Raw genomic sequence first — 14779 nt, 5'->3', positions numbered from 1 at the left:
CTTTCTACCGATCAATTTTTACCTTGCCAAGCAGTTTTGCCGCCACGACTATGCGCCCTGTATCTGCGCCGCCAAGTTCGCAGCTGTAGAGCGTTAGTTTTGCTTTGGTTGACGGCGCTTCAATCTCGGTTTGTGTTGCTTGCACGTCGAATATATTGTTAATCTCGTAGCCATAGCGCTCGCCGTTGTAATCAACGATGATTTTATCGCCAACTGAGAGTCTATCTATATGGTAAAATGGTGATTTTTCGATTGTACTTTGTGGCGTTGGCTGAATACTGAACCGGTGTGCCGCAATAACGAAGTTGCCGCCCGAGGCGGGGTTGCCATTATTTGGATACCGCCATTCGGCGCCGCGGTCTAATGCTGCCGCGCCCGATCCGTAAGGAATATTGACGCCGATTTTTGGTATGATGATTCGGTTGTCGGTGGTGCGCGGCTTCGGCAAGGCGGCAACCTCAATCGGTTTCATTGCGATAAACGGCGCAACGCTTGGCGCAGCGACAAGCGCGAGCAGATAAACTCCCGCGGCAAACATGCTGCCCGCCAAGCATATGAAAATCGACGGCCGCTTCCGGTTTGTTTTTTGTTTAATCGTTAACAACTCGAAATGTCCTTTCGTTTACGAGTATACCATAAACGGTATTGCGGGCGCGAATGCTAAATGTCGAACGGACGCGCGAGCTGCAGGCTGGTGTCGCTTTCGGCGATGCGCAATAGTTCATTATATTTTGCGATTCGGTCGGTGCGCGACAGCGAGCCGGTTTTAATTTGCCCGCAGCCTAAGCCCACTGCTAAGTGGCTAATTGTTGTGTCTTCAGTTTCGCCAGAGCGATGGCTCATAACAGTGTTCCAGCCGGCGTCTTGCGCCATGCTGACCGCCTGGATCGTTTCGGTGAGCGAGCCGATTTGATTTGGCTTAACGAGCAGGGCGTTGGCGGCATGCTCGTCGATCGCTTTTTGCACCAAGCTAGTGTTCGTGACGAGTAGATCATCGCCAACGAGCTGTATGCGGTCGCCAATCCGCGCGCGCAATTGCTGCCAGCCAGACCAGTCATTCTCGGCTAAGCCGTCCTCAATACTAACGATCGGAAATTCGTTTACAAGTGCTTCAAGCCAGTCAATCATCTCTTCGCTTGACAATGATTTGCCCTCGCATTTCAATTCGTAGCGACCATCTTGATAAAACTCGCTTGATGCAGCATCCATTGCGAATACAACGTCGCTGCCGAGCGTATAGCCAGCGCTCGTTATTGCCTCGCTTAGTAGCGTGAGCGGTTCGCGGTTGCCGCTGCGTACACGCGGCGCATAGCCGCCCTCATCACCGACAGTTGTCGGGTAGTCGTGGTTTTTTAAGATTTTTGCAAGCGCGTGGAAAATCTCTGTCCCCATTTTTAGCGTTTCTTCAAATGTTTTTGCACCCTTGCAGATGATCATAAATTCTTGAATATCAGTCGCAAAAGCGGCATGTGCGCCACCGTTCATAACGTTCATCATTGGAAGCGGCAAACTTGGTGATTTGCCGGTCATGTTAGCGATGTAGCGCCAGAGTGGCTGCTTTTTTGCGGTTGCGGCAGCTTTAGCAGCGGCGAGGCTGACGCTAAGGATTGCATTTGCGCCGAGCTTGGATTTGTTGTCGGTGCCGTCGAGTGCAAGCATAACATTGTCGAGTGCTGTTTGATCGCTTGCGTCTTTGCCGGCGAGAGCAGGCGCGATAATCTCGTTAACATTATGAACCGCTTGATAGACGGATTTGCCGCCCCAGCCGCTGCCGCCGTCGCGTAGTTCAAGCGCCTCGCCCGCGCCGGTGCTTGCACCGCTTGGTACGGCAGCGCGCCCCAGCGTGCCATCGCGCAAAATGACGTCGGCTTCAACGGTCGGATTGCCGCGCGAATCTAAAATTTGTCGTGCTGTGATAGATGAGATAGAAAAGTCTTGCATACGCTAATTATACCACGAAAACCGCTTACGCTAATGGAGGTAAATAGTCCGGGGTAGGGCAATGAAACTAAGGAATTATGCTAAAATAATAGTATGATGACAACGCAAAAATCGGGAATATTAGTTATTAGCCGCCACGCTGAAAGCGAGTGGAATTTGCTTGGTAAATGGACGGGCTGGACGGATGTCAACCTTACCGAGAAGGGCTACCATGAGGCGGTTATGCTGGGCGAGCAACTGCGCGATATCACGTTCAACGAAGCATATACGAGCGAGCTGAAACGCACGCGTCAGACGTGCGACGGTATTCTGGAAGGCAAAGGCGATCAGATTGATTTGCCGCGTATTACCGCAAAAGAGCTGAACGAACGCGACTACGGCGACTTAACAGGTAAAAATAAGTGGGAAGTTAAAAATGAAATCGGCGAAGAAGCGTTTAATGGCATTCGGCGCGGCTGGGACTATCCTGTGCCGGGCGGCGAAACGCTAAAAGATGTGTATGACCGCGCAGTTCCGTATTTGCAAACCGAGATCATTCCGCGATTACAACGCGGCGAAAATATTTTGTTGGTATCGCACGGCAACACGATTCGCGCACTGATGAAATATCTCGACCAAATCTCAGACGCTGATATCGGTACGGTAGAAATGCCGTTTGGCGCGCTGCTTGTGTATCGGTTTGATGACAAACACGATTTACCGGTTGAGAAGACGGTTCGCCAAATTGATATCACGCCGCCGAAAGCGTAGCTAAATCAATTACCATAGTTTATGCTGCGGCACGCGTCCGACCTGCGCCACGATGTATTGAATCAACCAATATACCATCGTGCAGACAAAGCAAAACATGCCAGCTGCCCAGATAACAGGGAACGTAACTTGCCCGATCGGGCGTGCAAACAACAATAGCGCGAGCGCCAGTACAGTACACGTACATTTGAGTGCAACAATAATCTTAAATGATAAACGTTTGCGTTTAGCTTTTGGCACGTCTTTAGCGTGTGCAACGACGGGAATGATCGCGTCGGCGGCGGTCTGCGTGAGCTTTGCGCCCGTTTTTCCGACATTCTTCGGCAGGCGGATAACAGCGACGACCGACACTACAACGATAACTATCGCAATGACGATTGCTAGGAAGCTGACTGCCGGCGTTGCAAATCCGAAATCGATCGGTTGGGCAGGTGTTGATTCATGCGTTCGGCAATTAGGCGAAAGCCACCACAAATCGCCGTGATTTGCTTTCATGATGATCGGGTACGCGAGGATTAATCCCGTCCATGCCCATTGGATAACGAGCGAGAGATACCCGAGCGTACCGAACGTGTTGGCAACAGCAAGTGCGCGCGATGTGCGTTTTGAACGAGTCATGCTTATATTGTAGCGGTTGCGCCTGGAAATGTCACGCAGTTTACGCTATAATAACCGAGGATGCCGAGATGAATTGGCAGTATAACGGGGTGTGGCGCAGTTGATAGCGCGCGCGGTTTGGGACCGTGAGGTCGCTGGTTTGAGTCCAGTCACCCCGACCAGTTATTTTTATCGTTAATTATGGCGCGAGTATTTACAAAAGCAGAAAATCAAGCGTGGTCGAAAACGCTGCCTGGTAAAATGTGCAGCGCATGTCTTGCGATTATAAATGAAAACAACGAAGTCCTGATGGTAAAAGCTGGCTATAAAGACCACTGGACATTTCCGAGTGGTATCGTTGAAAAGGGAGAATCTCCGAAATTAGCAGCAATACGCGAAACTCTTGAAGAAACTGGTCTTATTGTTCCGGATGAGCACGTCAAGCCTCTCGCGATTATTTATACGACTGGGAAAGATGGCGACCGTGATAGGTTTAATGTTGGATTTGCGACGCAGCTAAAGTATGCGAGTGGAAACATAGTTGTTCCGAATGCAGAGATAGAAAAGGTTATGTGGGTAGCTTTTGATAAGGTCGCGGAATTGTCTGGCGGCAAACGCAGCTATGAGGAATTTCAAAGAACGCTTTTAGAAAATAATAGTGATTTGTATGTTGAAGTATAAATAATTGCTCAGAATAGTAATTAGAGCTTCAGAGTAGGTGGCGCCTAAGGGCTTATTTACTTTCGTCCTCCCCGTGCTATGATAATGATATGAAACGAAAACTTGGGCAGTGGGCGGCGACTCACGAATGGTGGGCGCTAGGTATGATATTAACGGTATTCTCGGGGGTAGTGCTCGGGAATATGACGCGGTGGTCGGTTTGGTTCGACGAGGCGTTTAGTGTGTATTTGGCACGGTTTAATATCGCGGAGATTGTGCATTTTACTTCGCTTGATGTCCACCCGCCGCTGTACTATTGGTTGTTGAAAGGCTGGACAGTTATTTTTGGACATAGCGCGCTCGCGGTTCGTTCGCTAAGCTTGGCGTTTGCGCTTGTCGGATTGGTCGGGCTGTATGTTGTGGTGCGCCACATTACGAAGCGATCGTCGTATAGTCTGGCTGCAGTAACAGCGACAGCGCTGACGCCGGTTTTTGTGCGATTTTCGCACGAGGCGCGCATGTACACGCTAGTGTTTGCGATCGTGATGTGGGCGACATATGTATTGCTGCGTGCAATGAAAACAAATCGCCGTTGGCTGTGGGTTTTGTACGGTGTACTGTTGGCGGCGGGTATGTTTACGCATTATTTCGTAGCGTTGGCGTGGCTCGCGCATTGGGCATGGCGGTACCGCGAAGTATGCGCTGGTCGCGTGAAGAAGTTTTTCGCGCGCGAATGGGTATGGTGCCATGTGCTGGCAGTCGGCTTGTTCGCAGTGTGGCTGCCAACGGCGGTACGGCAATTTGCGACGATACAAGTTGGGTTTTGGATTCCGCCGATTACACCGCAGACGCCGATTAATTATTTGACAGACATGCTGTTCTACCGCGAAGTCGCGCAAATGGATGGCTGGTGGGCGATTGCGGCGTTTATTGCGTTTGCGGTCGTTGGCGCGGTGCTATATTTTGGGTTGCGGCAATTTATTCGGCAATCGCGAAGAGGCGGCGTGGCGCTATTTGTATCGCTCGCTATCGTACCGCCAATTTTGCTGATACTTTTGTCGATGCCGCCGCTAAGCTCGTCGTTCATTGACCGCTACGTGTTGTATGCGCAAATTGCACTCGCGGTAATTATTTCAGGGTGTTTGCTTGCAGCGGCGAAAACGCATCCGGTACTCATGCGGCACTGTACGATTATCCTTGTTATTGTTGCGCTCGCTGGTATCGGCAACGTGTATTATTACGGTAATTACAATAAAAATACCAATAAATCGATTCGCGCATCGGAACTTATGGCGAATATTGCCAAGTCGGGCAAGGCGGGGCAACCTGTTGTTGCCGCGTCGCCATGGGTGTATTACGAGGCAAGTTTTTACAGTAGCAATACGCACCCAGTTTATTATCCAGCGTCAACAATCAATGAAGATTATGGGTCGCTCGCTATGCTTAAAGAGGACGATACAGGAAAAATTGCCGATTTAGCAGCATTTGCTAAGCAGCACCGTTACGTCTGGTATGTCAACGTAACCGAAAATGAAATTGAGCCGCCCGTTGCGTCGTGGAAGCTCGTGAAAAAGGTTGACGCATATGACTCGATTAACCGCAGCGTCGAGTATCGCGCCGGATTGTACGATACTAGCGCGGAATAACTGAAAATAGAAATTTACGGTGCACCGCCGTCCATACAAGCATAATCGCGGCAACAGAAAGGGCAAGATTGATGAACCATGGCGCGGCAGCGGTAAACGGCTGCGGCGGCAGTATGAATAAATGGGCAAAGTATACGATAAATGCTTCTATCGTATAGACGTACAACGAGTTCGTGCCAAGCGGCATGAGTAGCCAATCTAGGTATTTCGCGATAATTTTCTCATAGCAGCGCACGAGTGCAAATAATCCCCAGAAACAAATCACGCCGAATACGAGGCGTGGAATCGGCAGGCGGTCTTTGTCAAAATATTCCATATTGTACTGATTGTGCCAGGCGGCGAACGGCTCAACGTGCCAATAATTCGCGTTGAGCATGAGTAAAAAGTTGACAGTAAACCCGAGCAAAAACAGCGCGGTAATCGTGCGCGCAATTGCTCGCCGCTGCCATGCATGAAGTGTGCGCCGCCACCAGCGCGTGAGCGCCGGCCAATAAAATCCGACAATAAACCCAGAGTAAAATACTAGCTGCCACGAAAAAGGCAGCCATGTTTCGCCGCCAGGCGTTTGCGTGTAATACCACCACAGCGCGATGTTTATGATCGTAACGATATACCATTTGCCGCGGCGAAGGAGCCATAGTGCAAATGGTGCGCCCGCTAGAAATAGCGCGTAATAGCGCAAAAAATCCGCCCAGCCGTAGGTATATTGCAGTGTGATTGTTTGCCATACGACCTGCCAAAACGGCGTGCCGGGCGTAGCGGCGCCGTATTTAATTTCTGGGTTGTGGTAGAATAGCCAAGCGGCAATTGTAAATAAAAGTGTGAGAATAATTGATTCAATGTATAATTGCACGCTCCGTTTAAGCAATAATTTCGCGGCAGTACGTAATGGTTTGTTCAGCAATTTCCGTCCGCGCACGATACCGAGCACAAGTCCTGAAATTGCAAAAAATCCTTCAGCGGTAGAAATATATAGTAGCCCGCGCCCCGTGAAAATATCAAGACCGCTCGGATAATATGCCAAATGGTCAAGCAAGATGACGATCAAAAAGAAACCGCGCATTAGATCGAATGCGCGAATGCGCTCAATGTGTGGTTCTTCAATTGATTGCGGTGCGGGACGCGCCATAGTTATCCATTATACTCTTTCTAATTCTTGAAAATGTGCTGAAAATTTAGTGAAAATTTAGCGCGGGCGGCGCTGGGCGATATCGCGGGCTAGCATAGCAAAACGGTCTTCAATGACTGTTGGCGTAAAGTCGCCGAATCTGCGTGTAACAGCTTGTTCGATCAACCAATCGGCGATTGCCGGATTTTTTGGCAGCAGCGAGCCATGTAAATATGTGCCGATAACATTGCGGTAGCGCGCGCCTTCGGTCTCGTCCCGATTATTGTTGCCGGCGCCGCGAATTACTTGGCCAAGCGGGCGAACGTTTGCCCCTAGCGTTGTGAGTCCTGAGTGGTTTTCGTAACCGACGATCAGTCCAAATTGCTCGCTTGACGTGACGATATTGCCGATGAGGCGTTCGGCGCCGCCGACAGTTTCGATATCAAGCAGCTTAATGCCAGAAATCATTTCTCCATCTTTGGTTTTGAAAAAGTTGCCAAATAGCTGATACATACCGCAGATTACGAGCATCGGTACGCCGTCGTTGGCGAGTGCGCGCAAGGCCGGTCCGATTTTTTGCAAATCGTCGCGGATTTTTAGCTGGCCAGAGTCTTGTCCGCCGCCGCCGACGATTAAGTCGATGCCTTGCGGAAATTCATCGCCAGGGTTATATCCTAGCAGTTGAACGCCGTAGCCGTGCCATTCCAGCCGGCGTTTCAGTACAAGCGTATTGCCCCAGTCGCCGTAAATATTCATGTCTTTGGGGTATAGTTGCAGCAGATTGATTGATTTCATGCGATCTCCTCAACGGTTGTGTATTTTGCTAGTTCGCGCCGCAGGCGGAGCATAGCAGTGTAGGTGCAATAAATGCGTTTCGGCTTGCTGGGGTTTGTGCTGATGAAGTGCTTCAGCGCGGCAGCAAGGTCGGGCTCGATATGAGAGACCTCAACGAGCTCGTATTGTAACCGCAGTGCCATGTCGTATGCGCGTACGCCAGATAGTTCGGCAACACCCTGCGCGCGCAAGCTATCAAAATCGACATCCCACAGCCAGCTCATGTCGCGCCCGTCGGCGTAATTATCGTTGACAGCGATCATCGTAGCGTAGCCATCTGGACTGAATGACGCGAGGCTTAGACGGAACCCTGCTGGATTTTTGACTAAAACGAGTTCGCAGGGTTGTCCGCTAACCATGATCTGCTCGCCGCGTCCAAATGCCGGCGTGATGCGGCTGAGCGAGTCAAGCATCTGCTGAGTGTCTAGCTCGTCGCCCATAATCATGCGCGTCAGGGCAATTGCGCCTGTTGCATTCAATACGTTGTAAATGCCGCGCAGCGATAATGTTATAGTGTGGGCATTGCCGCTAAATGAAATCGTCGCGCGTTGCCCGTCGACCGATTCAAGCGTCGTGTCATCGTCGGCGCGATTTGCGGCGTGCTTGTTATGTGCGCCTGCGCCGCGCAGATTATCGTCAGACGGAAACAATGACTGTAGATCGGGATGTACGCCATAACTTCGAATTGGCGCAGTAACATCAATTGCGAATGCGCGGCTGCCTAGGCGCGGGTCGTCGCGATTAACAACGACGCCGTTGGTAGCGTGCGCTGCAACGGTATGGAGCAATTTAGCGGTTGCGTCGATTTCACCGAAGCGGTCCAGCTGGTCGCGCATGACATTAAGCAGCAGGCAATAATTCGGGCTGATTGCATGCACGAAATGCACGGCGTAAGCTTCGTCAAGTTCCAATACGGCGATATCAGCATCCAAATTGCCGTATATATCGACTTCGCTTAGCAATGCTGCTGCTACGCCGCGGGTAAAGTTGCTGCCGGTTCGGTTGGTGAATATGTTTAGCCCTTGTCCTCTAAGGAGCTCGACAACCATCTTCGTCGTCGTCGTCTTGCCGTTTGTGCCGCTGATAATCGCGATACCCCGCGGTAAATGTTTGAGGGTGCGCGCTACGAAATCAGGATCAATTTTCTCGACGAACAGCCCAGGCAGCGCCGATCCGCCGCCGCGCAGACGCGCAACCTGCCGAACCGTTTTGCCAAGAACGGTCGTAAGTGTGTGGCGTTTATTCATATCTTTATTGTAGCGTATATTTGCAAAATATCGTACAATGAAGGTATGTTTGTCGTGGGCATTTGTTCTTGGTGGTATAGTACGGGCTGGAAAATGATGGTAGTGCGCGTACGCGAGTCGCTGCTGGATGTGTATGATTACTTTTCGCTTGGGTTACTCTTAAAAACGTTGTTTGCGCCGTGGCGGCAGATCTCGGCGGGGCGCGTACGCGGTCCGCTAAGCGTACAGCTACGGGCATTTTTTGATCGGCTTGTCTCGCGGATTATTGGCGGATTTATACGGACGTTCGTGTTGATCATCGGATCAATCGTCGTGAGCGCGGCAGCGGTAATTGGTTTAGTAAAGATTCTCGTGTGGCCGCTTGTGCCGATTTTTCCAGTGGCAGCGGTTTTTTGCGCGGTGGCGGGGTGGATTCCGTGGCATCTGTAGACTTTAACTACCATGCGCTCAGGGCGCAGCAAGCGCGATTTGGGCGTATACTTTCTGGTGTTGTTGCGAGATTGCTACCATGGCTGTCAGGCTTGCTATGGCTGCTTGGCATCGTCTTGCTGATCGTTGAGCGGCTGTCGGTTGGGTGGCTGGCGTGCGCGCTTGGCTGCATAGCTGCAATGATAATAGTGTTTTACGAGTGGCACGTGAAGAATTTACCGGTCGGTAAGGGCGGCGATATGACAGCGCTTTTGGCAGGCGATGTTCTTGGGCGGTTGCCGGCGCGCCCGACGCCGGCAGACGTTGCAAAAGCAGTCGGCGAGGTGCCGAGCGGGCAATTTATGGGTGCGCGGTTAGGATTGACGCCGTCGCTGCTAAACTCAATGGCGAACGACGATCCGAACATGATCCGCGACTTATGGCAAACTGCCGACGATGTACGCCAAGCGAATGGCATGGCGCATATTACGGCGAGCGTGCTGGCGGTAGCGATCGTACGGAATTTTCCGAATTTCGAGTCAGTTATCGCGCAAATTCATCTTGACACCGATGATCTTGACTGCGGTATTCAATGGCAGCAGCGTTTGTGGGCGCTGATTGATCGGCATGGGCACCGCCGGCGCACGGGCGGTATCGCGCGCGACTGGTCATTCGGCTGGATTCCGCTGCTTGACCGGTTCGGACAAAATATTAGCGAACAAATCGGCGCGCACGGCACGGTTTCGGTAGTTGATGTGCCGTCGCACACCGAGGCAATTGATCAGCTAGTTGACACATTTGGTAACGGCGGGCGGCAAAATGCAGTACTCGTGGGACAATCCGGTTCCGGCAAAACAACGGTGATTCGCGCATTTGCCGAGCGCTTGCTTGATGCCGAAGCGCACGTGCCTGAGAATTTGCGGTTTCGCCAGGTGTTCATTCTTGACTCGGCGACGTTGATTGCGGCAGCGCCCGGGCGCGGCGAGCTGGAAAACCTTGTCATGCAAGTGCTTAGCGAAGCGTACGACGCAAAAAATATCATCATCTGCCTGGAAGACGCGCAGCTATTTTTCGAAGAAGGTACGGGTGCGGTTGATTTATCAAATGTATTGCAGCCGATTTTGGATGCCGGCAAATTGCGCATCATTTTATCAATGGATGAGCAGCGCTTTTTGGAAATCGGGCAACGCAATCCGGCGCTCGTTAACGCGCTCAACCGCATCAACATTGCCGAAACGAATGAAGATGAGACATTGCAAATTTTGCAGGAGCAGCTAATCTACACTGAAGCGAGCCGCCACGTTACGTTTATGTACCAAGCGGTGAAAGAAGCATACCGGTTGGCGCTGCGCTACGTGCACGATTTGGCGATGCCGGGGCGCGCTTTCAAGCTGCTTGAATCGTCGGCTGGTTTTAGCGAGTCGGGATTGGTAACGATGAACTCGGTGCAGCGCGCGATCGAAAAGACGCTTGACGTTAAGGTTAGCGTTGCGAGCGATGCAGCAGATCGCGAGCGTCTGCTTAATATGGAGGATCTAATCCATGAGCGTATGGTTAATCAAGTGCGCGCCGTCAATGTCGTAAGCGATGCTTTGCGCCGGGCGCGGGCAGGCGTGCGTAACGAAAATCGCCCAATTGGCACGTTTTTATTCCTCGGTCCGACCGGCGTGGGTAAAACGGAATTGTCCAAAGCCTTGGCTGATGTTTATTTCGGCGGCGAGGGCAAGTTGATTCGCTTGGATTTGAACGAATTTGTACGCCCAGACGATGTCGCGCGCCTGATTGCTGACGGTGCGGACGACCCGATGAGTCTGACTGCGCAGGTCATGAAGCAGCCGTTTAGCGTGGTGCTGCTTGATGAAATCGAAAAAGCTGCGCCAGAAGTTTTGACGACGCTGCTTCAGCTATTAGATGAAGGTATTTTGCGTGACGCCAAAAACCGCGAAATTAGTTTTCGCGACGCTATCGTTATCGCGACGAGCAACGCTGGCGCCGACCGAATCCGCGAATATATCGAGCGCGGCTACCAACTGGAGCAATTTGAGCAGCAGTTCGTTAACGAGCTGATTAGTTCTAATCAATTCCGTCCGGAGTTCCTGAATCGTTTCGACGAAATCGTGCTGTTCCGACCATTCACGCAGGCTGAACTGCTAAAAGTGCTCGAACTGATTTTGGCTGGCGTCAACAAAACGTTGGCTGCGCAAAAAGTTTCTGTTGCGGTCGATGACGACGCCAAGCAATTGCTCGTCCAAAGAGGTTACGACCCGCGCCTGGGTGCTCGTCCGATGCGCCGAGTCGTGCAAAAAGCCGTCGAAAACACTGTCGCCAAGCAGGTGCTGAGCGGCGAAATTATGCCAGGCGGCACAGTCCAAGTCTCGCGCCAACAAGTCGAGCTGGCGCTAGGCTCGTCAGATAGTATCCCCGCGCCTGATACCACACCGGTCGCTTCCAGTGCGCCAAACGCGCCTGGCGTGTCGACCGCGCCTGGTCTTATATATTCCGAGCCTATCCGCGATGAAAGTTTGGGGCTTGTGGATAATAGCGATCAGATACCGCCAAATAACACGCTGCCGCTAAATTAGTTTACGTGCAATTTTTTTAGCGGCGTTTCGATTGATTGGCTCAATAACCCCGGCTGCCAAAGCGCCTAATCCGCGCACTAGTGCTAGTGTTTTCATCTTGTAGCGCTCTTTCTTGTCGATAGTTTCATCGGTTGTGTCGAGTCGCGGCGATTCCGACATGCCAGCTAGGTATGCGGCTCTTGCGCCAAGTGTCAGTCCACGCCGACGATTTCCAGTTAATGTTTCGGCGAAACTAGCGCGCGCCGTGAAATTTATTTCGTACTGGTCTACTCTACGATTTAATCCTTCGGCGTGTTGACGCGATTCTATTATTGCGTCGAGCGCGGTGCGGTAATTCTGCGCTATAGCAGACATTTTATCATCTTCGCTCGGTGTAACGTCGGACTCTTTAATGCGTAGTAGCTGTGAAAATTCAATAGTTGCCAGCATCGCCGTACTAGCACCAAGTTCGCGTAGAGTGCTGCGGTTTGGGGTTTCTTCGACTAGCTGTTGATGTTGCTCGACCGCTTCAGCTGCCCATTTTTTAGCCTCGTCGTAATCCCCCTGGTGGCGACAGGCGTTTCCTATATCGCGCGCCATCCGCGCTCTTTCCGATGGGTTTGGTGCTAAATCATATGCTTTTGCGGCCAATTCTTGAGCCCGCACACCATCATCGCTTCGAATTGCCTGGATTGCTTCACTCGCGTAGCTGTCGTAGCTGCACTCTTTTTTCGAAAAACCTCTCATACTAATGATTGTAGTACGCTCCGGAGAAATTTGCAAACTAGAAGCGTAAAATAAGAGATTTAAAAATTATTCGTTATTATCATCGAGGTTGACTGCTATCACTACGTAGCTCGGGGCTTCGTTGTTCATTTTTTCGATGGTTTGCGGGTCGTTGAGCGGTTTTGGTACTTCGGATGTGCCGTAGACCAAATCGTTATGCATGGTGCGAGAAAGGACGCTCACACGCAAGTAGCTGTTTTGGCTGTTTTTGAAAACTTCGGTTTGGTAAAAATTGCCACTAGCGATAGTTTCGACGTGTGAAAAGCCGGCTTTTTTGGCTTTTTCGGCTATTTCGGCGCGCGTTTCTGCGACGGTGGCGTTGTGTCCGTATTCGACGCGCGAAGCATGCGATTTTTTGGAGTCACCTTTGTGGACGCGCTTGTCGCCGAAAACGTTAGAGCTGGCGATTCGATAAGTTTCGCCGAGGTTGAGGTCGGTGTAAATTTTGGTGATTTTGCCATGGCGAATCGAATGGTCGCGCTGGACAGCCATGCGGTCGACCAAATAAATACTCATGCTCAAAAGCGCGAAAATCAAAAAAACCAGCACGGCATACACCGGCAAACTGCGCCGTACCATGAAATGCGTGTCGGTTTTGGTGATGTGCTTGGTGTAAGTGCGTTTTTTGGTTGACTTTTTAGTAGATTTCTTCGCTTTTGTAACCATAACCATAGTGTAGCAATATTGGCGAAAGAGTGCAATATGATATAATAAACTAAAAGCAAAGGAGAATTATGGCAAAACATCGTTCATGGCACGGCGCCGACATCAAACGCGCCCGCAAAAAGAAGCTCAAGATTGAAAAAAGAAGAAAACAATTAAATTAACCCGGGTTTAGAATTCAAAAAAACTCCTCCTTCGGTAAATTTGGGGGAGTTTTTTGGTTGGTGATGGGCGAAAAAGTCAGTAGCAACCTAAAAGAATCTAAACGATGTAACTTTCACAACGTAAAATTCGTAAAACGCAATTGGTACCCCGCACAGGAGTCGAACCTGCAGCCTTTGGTACCGGAAACCAACGCTCTATCCAGTTGAGCTAACGGGGCACGTCAAGCTAATAGCACTTGATGGTACGCCCGGCAGGACTCGAACCTGCGACCCTTTGGTTCGAAGCCAAATACTCTAATCCACTGAGCTACGGGCGCATATAGCTGTAGTATAGCATAAAACGCGCTATAATATAAATCATGAACATTCAGCATAAGACATCTCTTAGCGCACTAACGACGATGGGTCTCGGCGGTGATGCGGCACAACTCGTTGAAGTGTACTCGCCAGACGACGTACGTCAGGCGGTTGCTTACGCGCGCCAACACAAGCTACCGTGGTATGTGCTCGGCGGTGGCAGCAATACGCTTGCGCGTGATGACGGATTTGACGGGCTCGTTATATTAAACAAAATTCCCGGTATTAACGTTATTGATCAAACGAAGCAGTATACGACGTTTACGGTGGGGGCGGGTGAGCTATGGGATGCGTTTGTTGCGCAAACGGTCGATAGGAATTTATCTGGTATAGAGTGTCTGTCGGCAATTCCAGGTACAGTTGGTGCCGCGCCGGTGCAAAATATTGGCGCATACGGGCAAGAAGTTGCCTCAGCTATTGCTTACGTTGACGCGTATGATACAAAAAACGATACGTTTGTGCGGCTGCAAAACGCGGAGTGCGAATTTTCATACCGCCATAGTATTTTTCGCGGGCGCGAACAAGGACGCTACATTATCACGGCAGTAACTATGCGGCTTCGTGCTGTATTGCCGCAACCGCCATTCTATAAGGCGATTGAAACGTATCTGCGCGAGCATAGTATTGCTAATCCGTCCGTACGACAGCTCCGTGACGCTGTTATCGCGATTCGCGCGAATAAATTACCCGACCCGCGCGCTACGCCGAATACAGGGTCGTTCTTTAAAAATGCTATCGTTTCGCGCGAGATTTACGAGCGCATCGTTGCCGATTATCCTAATGTACCGCATTACGATCTACCAGACGGCAATGTGAAGATTCCAACCGGTTGGCTGATTGAACAGTCGGGGCTGAAGGGTGCGCTGTACCGCGGTATGCGCGTCTACGATAAGAACGCGCTTGTGCTTGTTAACGAATCGGCGAAAAGCTACGACGATCTCGCGGCGGCACGGCAGCATATCATCAACACGGTACAAACGAAATTCGGCATTACCATTCAGCAAGAGCCGCTTGAAATTTATACTAAAAAGCTATTTTGATTTTGCCATAAGCACTA

The 14779-nt window shown here is 50.9% G+C and carries 14 protein-coding genes and 3 tRNA genes; 7 read left to right on the top strand and 10 right to left on the bottom strand.

Going from position 1 to position 14779, the window contains the following annotated elements; genetic code table 11:
• Positions 1-4: 4 nt before the first annotated feature.
• Together SEML1_RS03530 and eno are read right to left on the bottom strand one after the other, a co-directional pair.
• On the bottom strand, positions 5-538 hold the full coding sequence (locus SEML1_RS03530; RefSeq protein WP_376753846.1) for a sortase: 534 nt from the start codon (positions 536-538) through the stop codon (positions 5-7).
• 122 nt (positions 539-660) lie between these two features.
• Positions 661-1941 (bottom strand): phosphopyruvate hydratase, encoded by a 1281-nt coding sequence (eno, locus tag SEML1_RS03525; RefSeq protein WP_376753845.1) that lies wholly within the window; start codon positions 1939-1941, stop codon positions 661-663.
• Between the two features lie 93 nt (positions 1942-2034).
• Between eno and SEML1_RS03520 the strand changes: the two genes are divergently transcribed.
• Positions 2035-2691 (top strand): 2,3-bisphosphoglycerate-dependent phosphoglycerate mutase, encoded by a 657-nt coding sequence (locus SEML1_RS03520; protein WP_376753844.1) that lies wholly within the window; start codon positions 2035-2037, stop codon positions 2689-2691.
• Between the two features lie 9 nt (positions 2692-2700).
• Here SEML1_RS03520 and SEML1_RS03515 read toward each other — a convergent pair whose 3' ends face one another.
• The gene (locus SEML1_RS03515) at positions 2701-3309 is read right to left on the bottom strand and encodes a hypothetical protein (protein ID WP_376753843.1); all 609 of its coding nucleotides are present in this window, start codon (positions 3307-3309) and stop codon (positions 2701-2703) included.
• 85 nt (positions 3310-3394) lie between these two features.
• Here SEML1_RS03515 and SEML1_RS03510 point away from each other — a divergent pair.
• The 3 genes from SEML1_RS03510 (at position 3395) to SEML1_RS03500 (ending at position 5594) form a co-directional block, all read left to right on the top strand.
• A tRNA-Pro gene (locus SEML1_RS03510) sits at positions 3395-3470 on the top strand.
• 19 nt (positions 3471-3489) lie between these two features.
• Positions 3490-3969 carry an NUDIX hydrolase gene (locus SEML1_RS03505; protein ID WP_376753842.1) on the top strand — a complete coding sequence of 160 codons (480 nt, stop codon included), beginning with the start codon at positions 3490-3492 and terminating at the stop codon, positions 3967-3969.
• 89 nt (positions 3970-4058) lie between these two features.
• Positions 4059-5594 (top strand): glycosyltransferase family 39 protein, encoded by a 1536-nt coding sequence (locus tag SEML1_RS03500; RefSeq protein ID WP_376753841.1) that lies wholly within the window; start codon positions 4059-4061, stop codon positions 5592-5594.
• Here the strand turns inward: SEML1_RS03500 and opgC are convergent.
• The 3 genes from opgC to SEML1_RS03485 are packed head-to-tail and all read right to left on the bottom strand — an operon-like array spanning position 5581 to position 8783.
• Entirely contained in the window at positions 5581-6723 is a 1143-nt protein-coding gene (opgC, locus tag SEML1_RS03495; protein ID WP_376753840.1) for an OpgC domain-containing protein, read from the bottom strand. The two genes, SEML1_RS03500 and opgC, sit on opposite strands and share 14 nt — an antisense overlap.
• A 57-nt stretch (positions 6724-6780) precedes the next feature.
• Positions 6781-7497, bottom strand: coding sequence for a type 1 glutamine amidotransferase (locus SEML1_RS03490; protein WP_376753839.1), 717 nt, complete (start codon positions 7495-7497; stop codon positions 6781-6783).
• Positions 7494-8783 carry a Mur ligase family protein gene (locus SEML1_RS03485; protein ID WP_376753838.1) on the bottom strand — a complete coding sequence of 430 codons (1290 nt, stop codon included), beginning with the start codon at positions 8781-8783 and terminating at the stop codon, positions 7494-7496. Before SEML1_RS03485 ends, SEML1_RS03490 begins: the two co-directional genes overlap by 4 nt.
• A gap of 45 nt (positions 8784-8828) precedes the next feature.
• Here SEML1_RS03485 and SEML1_RS03480 point away from each other — a divergent pair, with 45 nt between their 5' ends.
• Both SEML1_RS03480 and SEML1_RS03475 read left to right on the top strand, forming a co-directional pair.
• Positions 8829-9212 carry a hypothetical protein gene (locus SEML1_RS03480; RefSeq protein WP_376753837.1) on the top strand — a complete coding sequence of 128 codons (384 nt, stop codon included), beginning with the start codon at positions 8829-8831 and terminating at the stop codon, positions 9210-9212.
• Positions 9200-11773 (top strand): AAA family ATPase, encoded by a 2574-nt coding sequence (locus SEML1_RS03475; RefSeq protein ID WP_376753836.1) that lies wholly within the window; start codon positions 9200-9202, stop codon positions 11771-11773. Before SEML1_RS03480 ends, SEML1_RS03475 begins: the two co-directional genes overlap by 13 nt.
• Here the strand turns inward: SEML1_RS03475 and SEML1_RS03470 are convergent.
• From SEML1_RS03470 to SEML1_RS03455, 4 genes are all read right to left on the bottom strand, one after another.
• Entirely contained in the window at positions 11765-12499 is a 735-nt protein-coding gene (locus tag SEML1_RS03470) for a hypothetical protein (protein WP_376753835.1), read from the bottom strand. The two genes, SEML1_RS03475 and SEML1_RS03470, sit on opposite strands and share 9 nt — an antisense overlap.
• Before the next feature lie 66 nt (positions 12500-12565).
• Entirely contained in the window at positions 12566-13204 is a 639-nt protein-coding gene (locus SEML1_RS03465; protein WP_376753834.1) for a hypothetical protein, read from the bottom strand.
• A gap of 302 nt (positions 13205-13506) precedes the next feature.
• Positions 13507-13583, bottom strand: a tRNA-Arg gene (locus SEML1_RS03460).
• Between the two features lie 22 nt (positions 13584-13605).
• Positions 13606-13682, bottom strand: a tRNA-Arg gene (locus SEML1_RS03455).
• Positions 13683-13724: 42 nt separating this feature from the next.
• Here SEML1_RS03455 and murB point away from each other — a divergent pair.
• Entirely contained in the window at positions 13725-14762 is a 1038-nt protein-coding gene (murB, locus tag SEML1_RS03450) for a UDP-N-acetylmuramate dehydrogenase (RefSeq protein WP_376753833.1), read from the top strand.
• Positions 14763-14779 lie beyond the last annotated feature (17 nt).

This window comes from Candidatus Saccharimonadaceae bacterium ML1 (genome assembly GCA_030253535.1).
Lineage (GTDB): Bacteria > Patescibacteriota > Saccharimonadia > Saccharimonadales > Saccharimonadaceae > Saccharimonas > Saccharimonas epibionticum.
The sequence above is the reverse complement of the archived record's forward strand: the minus strand, read 5'-3'. Positions and strand labels throughout refer to the sequence as shown.

What these genes read in the sequence shown, in the direction of transcription:
- SEML1_RS03480 (WP_376753837.1), top strand. Translation starts at nt 8,829, where the DNA reads ATGTTTGTCGTGGGCATTTGTTCTTGGTGGTATAGTACGGGCTGGAAA.
- SEML1_RS03515 (WP_376753843.1), bottom strand. Translation starts at nt 3,309, where the DNA reads ATGACTCGTTCAAAACGCACATCGCGCGCACTTGCTGTTGCCAACACG.
- SEML1_RS03520 (WP_376753844.1), top strand. Translation starts at nt 2,035, where the DNA reads ATGATGACAACGCAAAAATCGGGAATATTAGTTATTAGCCGCCACGCT.
- SEML1_RS03505 (WP_376753842.1), top strand. Translation starts at nt 3,490, where the DNA reads ATGGCGCGAGTATTTACAAAAGCAGAAAATCAAGCGTGGTCGAAAACG.
- eno (WP_376753845.1), bottom strand. Translation starts at nt 1,941, where the DNA reads ATGCAAGACTTTTCTATCTCATCTATCACAGCACGACAAATTTTAGAT.
- SEML1_RS03470 (WP_376753835.1), bottom strand. Translation starts at nt 12,499, where the DNA reads ATGAGAGGTTTTTCGAAAAAAGAGTGCAGCTACGACAGCTACGCGAGT.
- SEML1_RS03490 (WP_376753839.1), bottom strand. Translation starts at nt 7,497, where the DNA reads ATGAAATCAATCAATCTGCTGCAACTATACCCCAAAGACATGAATATT.
- murB (WP_376753833.1), top strand. Translation starts at nt 13,725, where the DNA reads ATGAACATTCAGCATAAGACATCTCTTAGCGCACTAACGACGATGGGT.
- SEML1_RS03530 (WP_376753846.1), bottom strand. Translation starts at nt 538, where the DNA reads ATGTTTGCCGCGGGAGTTTATCTGCTCGCGCTTGTCGCTGCGCCAAGC.
- SEML1_RS03465 (WP_376753834.1), bottom strand. Translation starts at nt 13,204, where the DNA reads ATGGTTACAAAAGCGAAGAAATCTACTAAAAAGTCAACCAAAAAACGC.
- SEML1_RS03500 (WP_376753841.1), top strand. Translation starts at nt 4,059, where the DNA reads ATGAAACGAAAACTTGGGCAGTGGGCGGCGACTCACGAATGGTGGGCG.
- opgC (WP_376753840.1), bottom strand. Translation starts at nt 6,723, where the DNA reads ATGGCGCGTCCCGCACCGCAATCAATTGAAGAACCACACATTGAGCGC.
- SEML1_RS03485 (WP_376753838.1), bottom strand. Translation starts at nt 8,783, where the DNA reads ATGAATAAACGCCACACACTTACGACCGTTCTTGGCAAAACGGTTCGG.